The 15105-nt window shown below is 59.4% G+C and carries 14 protein-coding genes and 1 pseudogene; 4 read left to right on the forward strand and 11 right to left on the reverse strand.

All coding sequences use genetic code 11. The annotated features are described in order from the left end of the window. From BUA05_RS05790 to BUA05_RS05820, 6 genes are all read right to left on the reverse strand, one after another. Positions 1-192, reverse strand: a 192-nt coding sequence (locus BUA05_RS05790; RefSeq protein ID WP_143150264.1) for a transposase, incomplete at its 3' end; no start/stop codon positions are given. 639 nt (positions 193-831) lie between these two features. Continuing rightward, the gene (locus BUA05_RS05800) at positions 832-1377 is read right to left on the reverse strand and encodes an META domain-containing protein (protein ID WP_084662494.1); all 546 of its coding nucleotides are present in this window, start codon (positions 1375-1377) and stop codon (positions 832-834) included. Beyond that, a complete protein-coding gene (locus BUA05_RS05805; protein WP_143150265.1) occupies positions 1343-2080 on the reverse strand; it encodes a hypothetical protein in 738 nt (245 codons plus the stop codon). Before BUA05_RS05805 ends, BUA05_RS05800 begins: the two co-directional genes overlap by 35 nt. Before the next feature lie 60 nt (positions 2081-2140). Next, positions 2141-2614, reverse strand: a complete 474-nt coding sequence (locus tag BUA05_RS05810; protein WP_072673737.1) for a hypothetical protein — start codon at positions 2612-2614, stop codon at positions 2141-2143. Positions 2615-2649: 35 nt separating this feature from the next. Further along, positions 2650-3258 carry a hypothetical protein gene (locus BUA05_RS14840; RefSeq protein ID WP_211277613.1) on the reverse strand — a complete coding sequence of 203 codons (609 nt, stop codon included), beginning with the start codon at positions 3256-3258 and terminating at the stop codon, positions 2650-2652. Positions 3259-3379: 121 nt separating this feature from the next. Then, a complete protein-coding gene (locus BUA05_RS05820; protein WP_245790101.1) occupies positions 3380-4117 on the reverse strand; it encodes a hypothetical protein in 738 nt (245 codons plus the stop codon). Between the two features lie 279 nt (positions 4118-4396). Here BUA05_RS05820 and BUA05_RS05825 point away from each other — a divergent pair, with 279 nt between their 5' ends. The 3 genes and pseudogenes from BUA05_RS05825 (at position 4397) to BUA05_RS14345 (ending at position 8350) form a co-directional block, all read left to right on the forward strand. Continuing rightward, entirely contained in the window at positions 4397-5476 is a 1080-nt protein-coding gene (locus BUA05_RS05825) for a helix-turn-helix transcriptional regulator (RefSeq protein WP_072673739.1), read from the forward strand. A 458-nt stretch (positions 5477-5934) separates the two neighbouring features. Then, positions 5935-7298 (forward strand): annotated as a pseudogene (locus BUA05_RS05830) (IS1182 family transposase). Between the two features lie 704 nt (positions 7299-8002). After that, positions 8003-8350: a site-specific integrase gene (locus BUA05_RS14345; protein WP_245790102.1), complete on the forward strand. Its 348-nt coding sequence runs from the start codon at positions 8003-8005 to the stop codon at positions 8348-8350. A 173-nt stretch (positions 8351-8523) separates the two neighbouring features. Here the strand turns inward: BUA05_RS14345 and BUA05_RS05840 are convergent, their stop codons facing one another. From BUA05_RS05840 to BUA05_RS05860, 5 genes are all read right to left on the reverse strand, one after another. Continuing rightward, entirely contained in the window at positions 8524-9930 is a 1407-nt protein-coding gene (locus BUA05_RS05840) for an MFS transporter (RefSeq protein ID WP_158093693.1), read from the reverse strand. Between the two features lie 358 nt (positions 9931-10288). After that, positions 10289-11251 carry a fatty acid desaturase gene (locus BUA05_RS05845; protein WP_245790103.1) on the reverse strand — a complete coding sequence of 321 codons (963 nt, stop codon included), beginning with the start codon at positions 11249-11251 and terminating at the stop codon, positions 10289-10291. 190 nt (positions 11252-11441) lie between these two features. Further along, positions 11442-11939 carry an aromatic-ring-hydroxylating dioxygenase subunit beta gene (locus BUA05_RS05850; RefSeq protein ID WP_072673741.1) on the reverse strand — a complete coding sequence of 166 codons (498 nt, stop codon included), beginning with the start codon at positions 11937-11939 and terminating at the stop codon, positions 11442-11444. Next, entirely contained in the window at positions 11936-13111 is a 1176-nt protein-coding gene (locus BUA05_RS05855) for an aromatic ring-hydroxylating oxygenase subunit alpha (RefSeq protein ID WP_072673742.1), read from the reverse strand. The genes BUA05_RS05850 and BUA05_RS05855 overlap by 4 nt, the downstream gene beginning before the upstream one ends. A gap of 28 nt (positions 13112-13139) precedes the next feature. Further along, the gene (locus BUA05_RS05860; protein WP_072673900.1) at positions 13140-14126 is read right to left on the reverse strand and encodes a dihydrodipicolinate synthase family protein; all 987 of its coding nucleotides are present in this window, start codon (positions 14124-14126) and stop codon (positions 13140-13142) included. Between the two features lie 166 nt (positions 14127-14292). Here BUA05_RS05860 and BUA05_RS05865 point away from each other — a divergent pair, with 166 nt between their 5' ends. After that, positions 14293-15078 (forward strand): 1,6-dihydroxycyclohexa-2,4-diene-1-carboxylate dehydrogenase, encoded by a 786-nt coding sequence (locus BUA05_RS05865; RefSeq protein ID WP_072673743.1) that lies wholly within the window; start codon positions 14293-14295, stop codon positions 15076-15078. Positions 15079-15105: the final 27 nt, after the last annotated feature.

The following is a 15105-nucleotide window of genomic DNA, read 5'->3' on the forward strand; positions in this document are numbered from 1 at the left end:
CAAGCTCTGGGCGATGCCTTCCTTCCGGCACAGCTCGGCGATGCTGTCCTCGCCGCGCAGCCCGTCGAGCACGATGCGGATCTTGTCCTCAGCCGAGAAATGGCGACGGGTTGCACGCCGGATGTCCTTCACCACCCGCTCGGCAGGGGCCTTCTTGGGGGGCGATTTCTTCAAGGAGGGTTGGGTCTTCATCTTCGTTCCTTCGTCACTACGACGAAGCCCCAACCCTCCTTAAATCACAACCTCAAATCTGTGCCATTGGTGCTGACGGGGGACACTGGGCGAGTAGCTGGCGAAGCGGCGTTTGCATTGAATGACCCCCAAAGCTGGATGACCGATTGCTAACCGCACCCGGACACCACGCCAATTTATTTTCCTAAATCATATGGGAAATTCGGTGTTTTTGCACCGGGGATGCACTGAAAGCAGTGATCAGCGGCTTTTCTATTTCAGCCTACTTTAGCCGCTCCTTCGCGCGCGCCCGCGCGCGGGCGGAAACCTGTGTTAGCGTTTCAACGCGGGATTTCGACCGGTGTCCATGATGATCGGCTTAGCCTTTTGACCACCCCCCTGCACCTCATGAGAACTTGACAGCACTCTATTGATCGGACTTTTGTCGTCCGCTTTCGGGCACTGCGCTTCGAAGCGTGAATGACCGATGTTGGGTGGTTTGCCGCCTGACCGCTTTCGGGTGACAGAACGCGATAGCTGCCGTTGATCGCAGCCAAGTAATGCGTCGCCTCTCGACCCAGACCCAGCCATTCACAATGGTCAAATTGAACGTCTGGTTCCGCCCGAAGCCGCCATACTGCTTTCGGGTAGGTGACGACATCATTGCTGCGGCGCGACAGGCTCCCACACGAGAATTCCGCCGTTCGCCGCCAGCGCCATGTGCATCCGTCCGTCTTCGATGATAAAGGCGCGCACATCGCCGAGTTGGCCTGCCAGAGCCTCACCGATCGACGGCGGCGGACAAAGTGCCCTCGTCACCGCCAGCGGACCGATTTCGAGCGAGCCGCCGCTGGGTTCGACAATCTCGTTGCGCCAGGGGCCCACCCCTCGGTTGCAATCGAGACGGGCTGCAATTGTGCCATCGGCGTTAAATGTCAGCGTATACTTTTCAGCATTGTCTGGGCGGATCGAGCCCAAGGCATCATCCATCGACTTGACTTCAACCAGCCGCCAAACTGTCCCACTCAGGCCCAAAAACGATGCCTCGCTAGGTTCAGGAGCGTTTGCCGAATGTTGACACGCAGCGAGTGTGCAGGCCAACGAAATGGCGCTTCCCCATAGGAAAATCTTCATCCCAATAGCCCCTATGCTTCTCACGCCTCCCGTTTCTCTAGCCGCCGAAGATGAAGGCGTCTGGAATTTCATAGACCTCGTAAGTGCCGATGGTGACAATGTTTGTGTCACCCCTGCGCGTGACGCTCATCATGTTGTCGCTGTCGCTCGACACCGCGCGCCCGTCGCGGAAGAAGATCGAGCGCTCGCCCCCGTCGGGGGTGTCGATGTGGACCGTGGCCGAGGCATTGCGGCGCACGACACCGGCCACGCACGACGACATCGATGCGCCGGCTGAGGCGCGGCAGCGGATCGTCGCGGTGGCGTGATAGGGCGTGCCGCTGACCAGCGCATCGGCGGGGTGGTGGCTCGGTGCCGAGCCGCTCGCCGCTGCTCCCGTGACCGAAACCGTGAGCCGGTAAGAAGCCGTTTCGCCGCGGCGGGCGGTCGCGCGCATCTGGTAGACGCGGATCGTGTAGGTTCCGCTTTTCGCTGTTGTGCCGCTGTAAAGTTGGCCGTCGCTTGAGCCTCTGAAGATCGCCACATCGGCCGATCCCGGCTCCGCCACGTTGAAATAGGGCGACCCCTTGGTCGGCTGGAGGGTGATGTCCATGCGCTGGCCAGCCCGCACCGAAATGCGGTAATCGATATACTGGTCACCCTTGATCGAACCAGAGACGGTCGAACCGGTCGTCCCGCGCGCGAACTGGATGTTCTTGGCCTCCTGTGCGTAGACGGGCGCAACTGCGAGCGGGGCCATCATGGCGACGACAATCGGTAACAATGCGATTTTCATGCTGCTTCTCCTGGCTGATGCAGGTTGCGGTCGGCGCCCTGCTGGCGTGCTATTGATTGATCACCCGCCGACGATAAGGCTGTCGAAGATGACGTAGGTTTCCGGGCCGAACGTGATCGTCACCTCGTCGCCCTCGCGGGTGGAGGTGAAGTCCCATGCGGCCGAGCCGTCAGCCTCCGCACTGTCCGCGCCATAGGGATCGGTGCCCTTGAAATAGAGCGCGCGCTTGCGTCCGTCGGGCTTGAACACCTCGACCAGCGCCTCGTCGCCGGCATCCCCCCAATTGCGCTTGACCCCGGCGTTGCATTTCTGGGTCGGAGCAGCGCCGTCAAAGCCGCAGTCGAGGATCGTGGTCGCGGTGTATTCGTCGCCCGGTTCGATCGGTTCGGGAATGTCGGGCGGCGGTGGCGGACCATTTTCGGCGATTGTCGACCTATCGCTTGCAGCAGGGGCGGCGCTGTCCGACGCGCCCCCGCAACCGGCGAGGCTGCTTGCCAGCAGTGCGACAAAGAGAATGTTCTTGCAGTTTACCATCTCGCGTTTTCCTCGTTGGTCAGGTCGATACACTGCTACAACCCGCCCTCGCTGCCGGTATACATCACCTCGGCGATGGTGCCGTCGCGATAGGCTAGGCAGCGCCAGGGGGCATCGGCGTCGCGGATGTTGACGAAGATCTCGGTCGCGGCTTCGGACTCCTCTATGCGGTTGGTGCCGATCACCGCCAGCCCTTCGGCGCGCAGACGCTTGAGGCACCGTTGCTCGAGGCCGTCGGGGCCGCGCACTGCCAAATCGCCCAACTTGGCCGGCGCATCTGCCGGGGGCGGCGGGCGGTTCTCGTTCATGCCGGCATTGGCATCGCCCATCGCGATGCTGACCAGCCGCACGCCATCGACATTGCCGACGAGGGAGCCGCCCAGCGCCTTGGCCGATGCCTCGTCGGGGCATCCGACCAGCACCGCGCTGTCATCGAGATAGTTCGACGTCGCTGCGCTTTCGCCGAGCCGGCGGCAAGGGTCACCCGCTGCGGGATAGCCATCGCCGAACGGGGCGAGGCTCTCGGGAATGGCGGCACCCGCAGTGTCGGCTGCGGCTTCGCCCGTGGCATCCGCAGCGTCGTTCGCACCGCCGCAGGCCGACAGCGCCAGCATGGCAGCGCCCATCATCACACGCATGGTCATCTTCTTACTACCCTCAAACAGTTCGGATCAGCAAAGGCAGAGCCAGCGCCGCACCCGTTGGGTGTGCCTCGTCAAGGCGCAGCGCCGACCCTGCATGGGCCGGGTCAGCAGACCCGGCCGATCAGCGGCACTTGGGGTGCGTCCCGATGTCGCGGATGTCGTAAAATTTGCCGTCGGCGATGGTCACCTGCACACACTGGCGGGTGTCGCGCTTCCACTGGATCGAATAGCGCGCGTTGCCACTGGTGAAGTTGTCGACCTGCTTGAAGCCGCGGCTTTCCAGATCGCTCATGCCGCCGGCCGCACGCGCACCCTGCAGGTCATCGATCCGCGCGACCTGGGCATAGCCCCCGCGCCGGTGGTGGTGGCTGAGGTTCGCCTCGCGCTCGTCCACGCCCTTCTCGTAGCCGTGCGAATAGGCATCCGAGCGGCTGTAGTTGTGATAGGTCGCCCCATGCAGCCCGTCAGCATAGCCGCGGTCGAACTCGGCGGTCTGTTCGCGGTTATAGTCGCGCCCGTCCTTGTGGTGCGACTTGCCGCCGAGCAGCGCGCCGAGGATCGCCGCCCCCGCGACGACGCCGACGGCTGCTGCGGCTCCATCGCCCTTGTGATGGCCGCAGTCCTGGTCGGTCGCGTCGTTGATGCTCATGACCTGGCCCGAATAGGATTCGACCACGATGCAATTGTCGTCCCCGCCGTTCCACCAGTAACTGTTGACGTAGCCGCTTGAGCTGCGGTGGCTGGAAATGCTCTTGAACCCGCGGTTCCTGAGTTCCCGGTCGGCACTGGCGGCGTCCTTTCCGTTGATCCAGGTCAGGTTGCTTGCCTTCTCGGCCAGCACCGGCGTCGCAATAAGCACACTGCAAACGCCTAACGCGAGGATACGGCTGGAAAATCGATCAATCATTGTCTGCTCCCGTCTGCCCGCCCTCCCCGGGACAGGCGATCCATCGACAGGGCGGCTCTGCGACCGCTCCTGCCCCCTGTGTCAGGCATCCGCAGTCAAACGGATGTGACATGGTAAGACTACTGATTCCCGCATTGATATGAAATCGGCACCTCCTGCCAAAAGCTTGACAATTTCTGCCATGGCCGGGAAGAATGTCTCTTGGCGGATTGGGGTGCGAAAGGGCAGCCGATGAACCAGCAGACGGCGTTGGAGTTTGATGCGTCGATCGCGGCGCTGGCGCATCGCAACCCGGGGCTAGCCTTCGGCAGCGTGCCCAGCGGCTTCACGTCTTTTTTCGGCGAGAGCCTCGGCTGGCCGGAGTGGCTGCTGGAAGGCACCGATTACGCGGGGTTGCGTCACGTTCCGCGCCAGCTACCGTTGGTCGAAGGCCTGAAGCCAATGGCAAGCTTGCTGACCCGTATCGGTGAAGCAGAGCTGGCGAGAATGATGCTGGAGTGGCCGCGCTTCCCGCTCGAGGCGGAAGTTCTGGCCGCACCCGATCTCGAAGCAGCATTGCGCGCACTCGTTACCCGGGTCGACGGGAAGAACCCCACGGTCAGCATCACGATGGCCGATGAGAACGGCAGGCTGGTGATTGCAATCTGCGTCCATCCCGATCTCGGCCCCTTTCGCGCCCTCTATGAGCAGATCAGTCTCATCTGGATATTCCTCGTGATCCGCTCGTTTCTGGGGATGAGCAGCGACGGACGTAACCTCCTGGGGCGGGTCGCGATCGGCCGGTTCCATTCCGATACCGCAGTCGATGCGCTCCTGCACTGCCGCACGATCAAGCCGGAAGATGCCGCGATGTTGATTGTCCCGTCAGAAGCGCTGCGTTGCGTCGGACCGGACTTCAAGCCTGAGCTTTGGCAGGCGACCCAAGCCGCGCTGGAGGCCGCGACACGCAAGGACACGCAAGGATCGAATGTCGGCGAGACCATTGCCGGGTCGGTCAACGGGTCGCTTCGGGATTATGGACGGGTGCCGACGTTTGATCAGATAGCACAGTCCATCGGTCGTTCTCAAAGAACGCTCGCCCGCAATCTGGCTGAGGCCGGCACAAGCTATCGAGAGATCGTCGATACGGTGCGCATGAAGATGGCCAGGGAGATGCTCTCTAATGGCGATGTCAGTGTCCGCGAGATCAGTGCGAAGCTCGGTTATTCCGACGACACAGCTTTCGTTCGCGCGTTTCGCCGACATTTCGGCCTTTCTCCCACCAATTGGCTAAGGCAAGCCCCAACGCAATCGAGAGCACGCCGAAGCTGAAGGCGCCTCTGTCAAACTTCAGAAATACTCTTCCGAGCGTGAATTCACACCCATTATTGCGGTTGGTGCAATTGCTTCAGGATGATTGGCAGTCCCCATCCAGCTCGAGTGAGAAATGCCGTATGGCGACAATCTGAAAGTCGAAATGCAGCTTTAGCCCTTTTGCGGACCCGAGCTGCACTTAAACAAGCGGCCCAGCTGATATCGCTATGCCGAGCCGGTCGAATACATGTCGGTTGTCTGCTTCTAGGGAAAAGCGCCGCTAGGCACATCGTAGGGGAACGACGGCTAAGTCTCAATTTGAGCTGTTCCGAGCCCCATGAACATTTGGCCGCTTCCAGGAAGTCGCAGGTCGCAACCGAACGTCTGACATTGGGTCGATTCTGTTGAAAAACTCCCCCTTGCAATGCTGGTAAAGTATTGATTCTATGTCTCTGCAGCATGGCGGAGACGATCGGATGATGGGTGAGCGGACCGTGGCGCAGGAGGCGCTGTTCTATAGCTTCAACCTGGAGCGGCATGTTCCGGCAGATCACCTGCTGCGCTCGATTGACCGGTTCGTTGATCTGTCGGGCATTCGTGAACATCTGCGCCCCTTCTACAGCTCGACCGGACGGCCCTCGATCGATCCCGAGCTGATGATCCGGATGCTGATCATCGGCTACTGCATGGGTATCCGGTCAGAGCGGCGGCTCATGTAAACCTCGCCTATCGCTGGTTCTGCCGCCTGGGGCTGGAAGGCGATGTGCCCGACCACTCGACCTTCTCCAAGAACCGGCACGGGCGCTTCCGTGACAGTGATCTGCTGCGCCAGCTGTTCGAGACGACCGTGGCGCGTTGCATCACCGAGGGTCTGGTCGGCGGTGAAGGGTTCGCGGTTGATGGCAGCCTCGTGCGCGCCGATGTGAACCGCCAGCATGCTGTCGATCAGGCGGATGGTCTGCCGGACCCGGCCACCAGCCATGCTGTTCGCGAGTATCTGGCTGTGCTCGACGATGCGGCCTTCGGGGGCGCAACCCCGGTGCCGCCCAAGCAGTTGGCGGTGGCCGATCCGGCCGCACGCTGGACGGCAGCAAGCCGCGAGCGTGCCTTCTTCGCCTATGCCACCAACTACCTGATCGATCTCCAGAACGCAGTGATCGTCGATGTCGAGGCAACCACCGCCATCCGTCAGGCCGAGGTGACCGCGCAGCGGCGCATGATCGACCGGACGCAGGAGCGCTTCGGCCTCTGGCCCGAGCGGCTCGTAGGCGACACCGGATATGGCGATGCCAAGAACCTGTCATGGCTGGTCGAGGAGCGCGGCATCGAGCCGCACATCCCTGTGTTCGACAAGTCTGCCCGCCGCGATGATACCTTCGAGCGTTCGGCCTTCACCTTCGACCATGAGGATGACAGCTATATCTGCCCCGCCGGCAAGCGGCTGCGCCAGAGGCAGAAGGTCTATCGCGAGGATCGGCCGTTCGTCGATGAGAACGGCATGCTGCGCTACCGCGCCAGCAAGCTCGACTGTGACGCCTGCGCCCTCAAGCAGCGCTGTTGCCCGACCCAACCAGCACGCAAGATCCTGCGCTCAGTCCACGAGGGCGCCCGTGATCTGGCCCGTGATATCGCCACAACCGACGCCTATCTGGTCTCGCGCCGCCAGAGAAAGAAGGTCGAGATGTTGTTCGCGCACCTCAAGCGCATCCTGAGGATGGATCGCCTGCGCCTGCGAGGTCCAAACGGCGCAAGAGACGAGTTCCTCCTCGCAGCAACTGCCCAAAACCTCCGCAAGATGGCCAAGCTGATCCCAATGCCAGCCACCCCAGCCCCCGCATAAGCGGGGGCCAAGCCTCGGCGCGGCGATCAGGCTGACGCCAGCGCCGATCTCAGCGCCGGGTTTTTCAACACAATCGGGTCGATTGCCGAAAGGCAGCTTTTGGCAGAAATCCCGCCTTAGCTGCCATCCCCCCATGCCTAGAATTGCGGATGGTTCATTTTTTCGGCCAAGCCGATGTCCGTTGCAATCGGCACAGACTTTTGATCACCCCTGCCCGAAAGGGATCATGTCGCGCGTATGTTGCACGGACTAGCGGGAATTGAACGGAAAGTAGCGAAAACCGCCGGAAAAGCGCGCAACAAGATGCAACACGGCATTTCTGCCCGGTGTCGCCGCAATTTGATAAATTATGATTATATTCAAAGGGGTTGTTGGTAGCGGAGGAGGGACAGGCGGTTTCGAGCTATATCACTGAAGACAAGCGATATTTTATCCACGCTCTAAAAAATACCCCCATCGATACCCCCGCCCGGCATAGATTTCAAGTTATCCACAGGGCATTGAGCACCCTCCCCCATGGTGGCCGATACTACACTCGATCAATGTCGGCTTCGCGCCTTCATTACAGACGCAAGCGTCCAACTTCTTGGTTCCTCGAAGCGGACATTCTCCTTGGCCATTCCGACCATGGGGAATGAAAATGACATACTTAAAATTCGACCCGGAAACGCAAAGCGACCTACCTTGAAACTTCGGCGTTAAGATTGGCCCGAAGCGACCGTTCAATCAGAAACAAAAATTGGGCCATTCGTTTCTTTCTGGATCGCGGGCAGTGCGTTTGGAATCGAGCATTGTTTGATTTAGCGATCGAGGGTAAGTTGAGAGGCTGCGACCTCGTCGAACTAAAGATCGGTGTTTTGGTGAGCGGACCGGACATCAAAAAACAAGCGGCAATCACTCAAATGAAGAAGGGTCGCCCGGTTCAATTTGAGATCGCAAAGGATGCGCGGGACATTCCCCTGATCATGCTGGCAAACTCAGCCGGTGAAACCAGCCTACCGGATCTGAGCAAGGCGGAAAACTCCAGACTCGCGTGGTCCAAGGTTGCGTAGTAGTGCATGGTTGGCATTGGCTGGGCCAGTTTCTACAGATGAAAGCGCGCCTATTAGCAAGATGGTATTGGTGACATCTTGCAGGGTCGATCATGCCCAATCAGCCTTTTTGTCAGCTATCTAGACTGCCCCGCCCGCGACCGACGTTCAAAACCCAACCGCAGCGCTCAGCGTCAGCTCCCTGCAGCCGGGGTTGTCCCGGTTTTGGCGCTGGGCGGAATGTGCCTCCTCACCAGCAGCAACGCGATCGCCGTCACGGCCATGGCGGCGGCCACTACATAATAGAAGCCCACCGGGCCGAAGCCAGACAGGGCCGCTGCACCAATAAAGCTGCTCAATACCGCACCGACCCTGCCGATTCCCGCCGAAAGGCCAACCCCGGTTGCGCGCAGCAACGTCGGATAGACGTGCGACGCGAGCACGTAGAGTACAACTTGAAGGCCTACGATACAGCCACCAAGCAGGGCCAGCGCCGTCAGGAGCAGCAGCTTCGGCGCGGCCGGGTCAAACCCTATGCGGCTCAACGCCAAGGCTCCCCCGGCACCGCCAAGCGCCATAATCAGCATTGGCAACCGCGATCCGGTGAAAAGGATTATCCAGGATACCAGCACCGCAGCCACAATCGCCCCCACATTAAACGTCAGGAGGCCGCGGCTCGATGTCGGAAGGTCGAAGCCGGCATCGGCGAGCATGGTCGGAAGCCAGTTAAACGACATGAACACCGCCAGCAGGCAGCCAAAGAAGGCCAGCCACAAGAGCAATGTATCGCACAAGTAGGGAGGGCGCAGAAGGGTTGCCGCCGATGGCTTGTTGACACCCGATTCGGAGCGATCGACAAACACGGCGTCCGACGGCACGTCGAACCGCATCCTTTCGAAGATCTGGCGCAATTCGTTCGACCGTTCCGGCCGGGTCACCAGAAATCGCGGAGATTCCGGCAGCAACAGAAACAGCGCCACTGCCAGCACCAGCGGCAAGGCGCCCGCCACAGCGAACAATCCCCGCCAACCCAATTCCGGAAGCGCTTCGGCAGAAACGAACCCGCCGATCACTCCGCCGACCGCCATGCAAATCAAACTAAGAGTAACCGCAAAACTCCTACGGTGTTGGGGCGTATACTCTGCAACAAGTGCGGTGACATTCGGGAGCGCGCCGCCCAGACCGATACCCGCAATAAAGCGGAATAGTCCCAGTGTCGGCAAGTCATTGGCGAAAGCGATTGCGCCCGTCATAGATCCGAAGATGATTGTGCTGGCCAACAGGGCTATCTTGCGTCCAAACTTGTCGCCGAGGATCCCGCCGATTGTGGCACCTATGGTCATGCCGATCAGGCCGATCGCCAGCACCGGCGCAAGTTCTTCCTTGGTAAGGTTAAGGTCGGGCAGCATCGCCGGGGCGGCAAACCCGAGTGCCAGTGCATCGAAACCATCGAGCACTATCACCAAAGAGCACAGCAGCAGCACCAGTTTCTGATAGGGCGTCCACGACGATGTGTCTGAAGCAAACCCGACGTCGAATTCGGGGCGAACCGCCGGGATCGCATTAGATGGCACACCGCCCCCAATCTCTTTGGCACTCATAATGGACATCCTCGCCGTTGCTATTTTCGGTGGCCTACATGACTGAGCAAAATTGTACCGTCCTGCCTAACGCCCCTTTTCTTGGTACCCAAATACTCTACGTCGGCAGACTTTATCCGCTCGAGCTTCCTGGGGATGATGCTCGGCCCCGTCGATTGTGCCAGCACCTTAACCTGCCGGGGCTGCCAATTGCTGGTTTGCGCATTGTGATCGGCGCAGTGGGGGCGGCGGGAACTCAAGCAGCGTAGCGCCCCGCCCATGAATCCCCAGCCTTGCCGGTCACGGCGAGGGGCAGTTCGCAATGGCAAGCACGGCGACGACAGCAGTGATCTTAACGAGCAGCGTGTCGAGCCAGCTATTATTCAGCTGGCTGCAAAGCCGTGTCCTTTTCCTTGCGGTAGGCCAGATGGGATTCCATGTTCTCCGGCTTGAGCCCAAAGGCTGTCTGCCTGCTGATGTTCTCACGGTTGATCTCATCGAACTTGACGAAATAGGCCTTGTGCATCCTGTAGAAAGGGATTTCCGGATAGAGATGATGGATGAGGTGGTAGTTCTGATAAACGAGCAACGGCGTCAGCAGCCATTCCCATCCAAAGCGCATCGTCGTTGCCATGTATGGTTCTTCGTCTTGGGCGACCATTGCCGGATAGTGGGGCAGGATCACGAAAACGACTGCAATCATGAAAAGTGTGATCCTCGAGGGAAGGAACCACAACATGATGAGTTCAAAACCGAATCCAAAATAAATGGCGGTTACAAAAAGCGCAAGCAAGCCTGAGTAAAAGGCGACGAGTTCCCTGCCGTGCTTTTTGCGAACATTCTGGCCGTACTTGATGAAGTAATAAATGTAGGCGCCGTCAAACAGGGTCCAGCGAAACGGTACCTGCCACCATGGCGATTCGTGTTCAAAGAGATCAGGGTCTTGCGGTCCGTTGGCATAGCTGTGGTGTTTGTTGTGCACCCAACGCAGAAGTACCATCGGCGCATAGGGAAACAAAAAGAAGAGGCCGATCGCCCCGATCGTCTCGTTTATCCATTTGACCCTTGAAAGGGACATATGGGCCGCATCATGTATTACGCTGAAAAGCAGATAGGTTATCAGGCCGTTGGCGATGGTTCCGTACCAAATCGGCATTTGCCCCGTCATTACGAGATACCAGACGATTCCGATGCCACCCATCGAGGCAACGAAAAGCAAGGCGGTCGGTAGCGCCAGTAACGGTGCCCTTCGCAGCTGCTCGAAATACTCTTCCTGGTTTTTTGGAAAAACACTCGCCGCCATATAATCTCTCCCAGAATCTAGCCCATCCATGGCCGCCATTTCGCTTTAGCTGTCCATGATAAGCCATCGCTCGCCAAGCGCGCTCAAGCTTTGAGGGATAGCCACTTGTTGGACAATATACAATTCTTATCCCGCAGTGTCCGCGCAATCGGGCAGACCATTATCCCCCCGATTGTCCTGCACTCAAACATTCGATCTGGAAACAAGCGATGAGTCCTAGGTCGCTCCTTCAGATCGGATAAACGAGGTATCGCGGCAATACCGAGGTATCGAGTTCAGCGCGCCGAGATAACAGCTTGAATTCGCCATTCTTACCTTGGCGCACCGTATCGAGGTACTGTCCCGCCGCCAGGACCTGGGTGATCCCGCTGTCTGTAGGCGTCATGAACACCGAAAAGTTGGATCGCATTCCCAGGGTGGTTGCATCGATGCGATCAAAGCTGGTGAGCTGGACGAAATGACGGGTGCGATAGTCCTGAAAGGTTCCGACCCAGATGTCGTTCACGAAGGTAACGCGATCCTCAAGCCTGGAGCGGCAATCGTCGTACATGAAGCCGATCTCTAACCCGTGCTCCGAATTTTCTGCCGAACGACAGTAGTAGGAGGCAGCCTCCTCTTCCGCATAATTACCCAACCATCCCAGCATATCCTTGCCGTCGAGTGCGCGCGCATCAGCCAGCAGCAAGGCGTTGAGCGCAGCTTCGAGCGATATATCTGTCTGCGTCATGCCGCCGCCCTTTCGAAACCCATGACCGAACGGTAATATTCCCAGCGCGGCAGGTTGCCGCTCTCATCATTCTGAAGGAATTCCGATTCCAACTTCAGAGGGTCGTGCACGCCCTTCTGGAAAATAGCCGACCCGGGGGTGTGGTTTCCGATGTGGATGCGGTGAAAGACCGAAGCATCCTCCATGCTGATCAAGCCGCACGGGCCGAGCAGGTTGGAACTTTGCCGCAGGCGATGGCGAACCATTTCCTCGTCGTCATCCTGATGGGCGAAATAGGCATAGTGGACTTCAACCGTCTCCGCATCGATCGGTGTCGCGAAGCGTAAGTTGATGACATCAAGATGCTTCGTTGAAACAAAGGTTGGAAAGAGCGAGACGATCCGGGATCCGACCGCCGGGTCCTGCCCTTTGAACTCGATAAGCGACTTGTCCTTGAGCACGGAAGGCCCGGTTGCCACAGAAAGGGCCGATTCGAAGCAGATGTGACCGCGGTGCGTTGCTGTGTACTGGCGACCTTTGCCGCCTTGCCAGTTGAGCATCTTGAACGCCTGATGCAGCAACGGAGCATGATAGCCATCGTTATCGGTATACGACTTCCAGTTCGTATCATAACGGACCTTCTGGTAGCCAAGTAGCTTGAGCCGCCCGTCGCCCGCAAGCAGCTCGCGCAAGCAATTCTGCGAGTCGCCCAGAAATTCAAGCAGCGGCTCGGTATCCGCCGAAAGCGTCACGAAGATCAGGCCAAAATAGATGTCGAACCGCGGCTGGGCGAGCGGATAGTCGGCTTTGTTGAAACCGGGCAGAAATTCCCGTGGGTTGGGACACCCGACCAGGTCACCCTTCGAATCGAAGAGCCAGCGGTGGTAAGGGCATTCGAATTCGGTCTTGTTGCCCATGACCGCCGTCTCGAGCTGATTGCCGCGGTGCGAGCAGGCGTTGTAGAAAACCCGCACCACGCCCTCAACGTCGCGCCCGATAAGCAGAGGAACGCCAGCCAACCGGAAAGTCTTGAAATCTCCCGGGTTGGGCAATTCGCTTTCATGGGCGACCGGGTGCCATTCGGTGCCATGAAAAATGCGCTTAACCTCTTCCGCATAGATGTCTTCGCGAACGAAGGCTTCCTTAGGAACTTCATTATAGTTCTTCGGCCACGACAGCTTGATGTCCGTCACCCGCTCTCTCCCAATTTTCGCGCTTCTTCTATGTTTCGGCCGCAAGCGCCTTGCCAAGTTCAGCCCACATTTTGCCCGACTTGCGTGCCCCCTCGAGATACGGTTCCGGGCAAAGATGGTACGGTGGCCGAACCGGGCCGGCATTCATCCACCCGCCAGCATTCATCCGCGCCTTTTCAAGCGCGATGTTGTAGGTCGAGAATTCCTTGAAGCTGCCGTTAGGGAAAAGCGGCGCTGCCGTTGGGCCGAGCCGGCCCATAAAGGCCCGCGCCGCGCTCCAATCACCGGTCGCGCGCGCTTGCGATACAAGGTCACGCAATGTCGTGGTCACCAGCGGGTCACACACGGCACCGCTCGACCAAAAGGCGTCGATCGAGTCGTCCATACGGGCTGCGCCGTAGTAATCGAAATCGATCGGCAGCAGCTTGATACGGCCCCGTATCGCGGCAAGGTCTGGCAACAGGTTGCCGACGCCGATATACTTTGCAGTAACGACCTGCGGAAGCTCAGCCATCTGGGCCCAGAATGAACGCGGGAAATCGAACTTGAAGGCCTCGGGATTGGCGTAGATGGCAATGTTCATTTCGGGAACGGCCTCAGCGACGTCCTTGTAGAACTGGACAGCAACATCAAGGCTGGGCGCGCACCACATCGGAATTCCCAGCATCGTGCCATCCGCGCCAAGTTCCAGCGCTTGCCGGGTCAACGCGACCGTGTCGCGCGTGTTGATGCAAGTGGTGCCAACGAAGATCGGCACCCGGCCGGCCGCGGCATCGACCAACGCCTTCATGAAATCGAGCTTTTCGTCGTGGGTCATGGTCGCCGCTTCGCCAAGCGTCCCCATGCTCAGAATTCCGTTTATCCCTGCATCGATCAGGCCGTTAACCACACGCGCTGTCTCATCGAGGTCAACTGTCTTTGTCGCGCGCCAATCCGAGGCATTCTCCTTCGCCGGAGTGGGAATAATCGCCCAGGCGCCTTTGACGTCGCTGGGGTCAATAAGTGTACGGGCCATTTCGTTTCTCTCCTCAGATTCGGTCCGGTGATCGCCACTGCAACGCCCGATCATTCGCCATCGCGCAACGCATTTCCTTGCGCGGCATAGATCAAGAATATAGGCAAGGCAACCACCCAGCCTTGCGTTTCGTTGCAGGAATGAGGGATAACGGAGGAGCAGGATTATGACTTTTGCCAAGCGGTTCGACAACCAGATCGCGGTTGTGACCGGTGGAGCTCAAGGCATCGGGTTAGCCACGGCCCAGCGTCTGGCTGAAGAAGGCGCGATCGTGATCATTGCCGACCGAGCGGCTGACGCCACTCAGGCTACGGTCGATCGTCTGCGGGACAAGGGCTGCGATGTCCACGCCGCCATCTTCGACCTCGAGAAATGCGAGGGGGCGACCGAACTTTACCGGACGGTTACCGATCAATTCGGCCAAATCGACGTGGCGGTCCACAATGTTGGCGGCACGATCTGGGCCAAACCCTATTGGGACTATACCCCGGACGAGATCGTGGCTGAAATCAACCGTTCGCTGTGGCCAACACTTTGGTGCTGCCACGCGGTGTTGCCGTACATGCTCGCGGCCGGGCACGGTTCAATCGTAAATATCGGTTCAGTCGCCACGCGCGGCGTGAACAGGGTTCCATATGCCGCCGCCAAGGGCGGGGTTGCCGCGCTTACCGCAGCCTTGTCGCTGGAACTGGAAGCCAGCGGCGTGCGCGTTAACTGCGTTGCGCCGGGCGGAGTCAACGTCACCCGGGTCACTCCGCGCGATCCTGCACCGATGAGCGAAACCGTCAAGGCAGGTTTTGCAGGCGTGATGGAGCAGACCTTGCGCGACACCCCTATGGCCCGCTTCGGCGAGCCTGAGGAACTGGCCGCGGCAATTTGTTTTTTGGCTTCTCAGGAGGCTTCCTACGTCACCGGGCAGACACTCTTCGTCGCGGGCGGCGGGATCGGATAAGACCGCTCCCGCGCCGCCAACGCACCG

Source organism: Erythrobacter sanguineus, assembly GCF_900143235.1.
GTDB classification, from domain to species: domain Bacteria; phylum Pseudomonadota; class Alphaproteobacteria; order Sphingomonadales; family Sphingomonadaceae; genus Erythrobacter; species Erythrobacter sanguineus.

Coding starts and splice junctions, on each gene's coding strand:
- BUA05_RS05845 (WP_245790103.1), bottom strand. CDS start 11,251: ATGGCGGCCATGGATGGGCTAGATTCTGGGAGAGATTATATGGCGGCG.
- BUA05_RS05865 (WP_072673743.1), top strand. CDS start 14,293: ATGACTTTTGCCAAGCGGTTCGACAACCAGATCGCGGTTGTGACCGGT.
- BUA05_RS05850 (WP_072673741.1), bottom strand. CDS start 11,939: ATGACGCAGACAGATATATCGCTCGAAGCTGCGCTCAACGCCTTGCTG.
- BUA05_RS05840 (WP_158093693.1), bottom strand. CDS start 9,930: ATGAGTGCCAAAGAGATTGGGGGCGGTGTGCCATCTAATGCGATCCCG.
- BUA05_RS14840 (WP_211277613.1), bottom strand. CDS start 3,258: ATGACCATGCGTGTGATGATGGGCGCTGCCATGCTGGCGCTGTCGGCC.
- BUA05_RS05810 (WP_072673737.1), bottom strand. CDS start 2,614: ATGGTAAACTGCAAGAACATTCTCTTTGTCGCACTGCTGGCAAGCAGC.
- BUA05_RS05800 (WP_084662494.1), bottom strand. CDS start 1,377: ATGAAATTCCAGACGCCTTCATCTTCGGCGGCTAGAGAAACGGGAGGC.
- BUA05_RS05860 (WP_072673900.1), bottom strand. CDS start 14,126: ATGGCCCGTACACTTATTGACCCCAGCGACGTCAAAGGCGCCTGGGCG.
- BUA05_RS05825 (WP_072673739.1), top strand. CDS start 4,397: ATGAACCAGCAGACGGCGTTGGAGTTTGATGCGTCGATCGCGGCGCTG.
- BUA05_RS05805 (WP_143150265.1), bottom strand. CDS start 2,080: ATGAAAATCGCATTGTTACCGATTGTCGTCGCCATGATGGCCCCGCTC.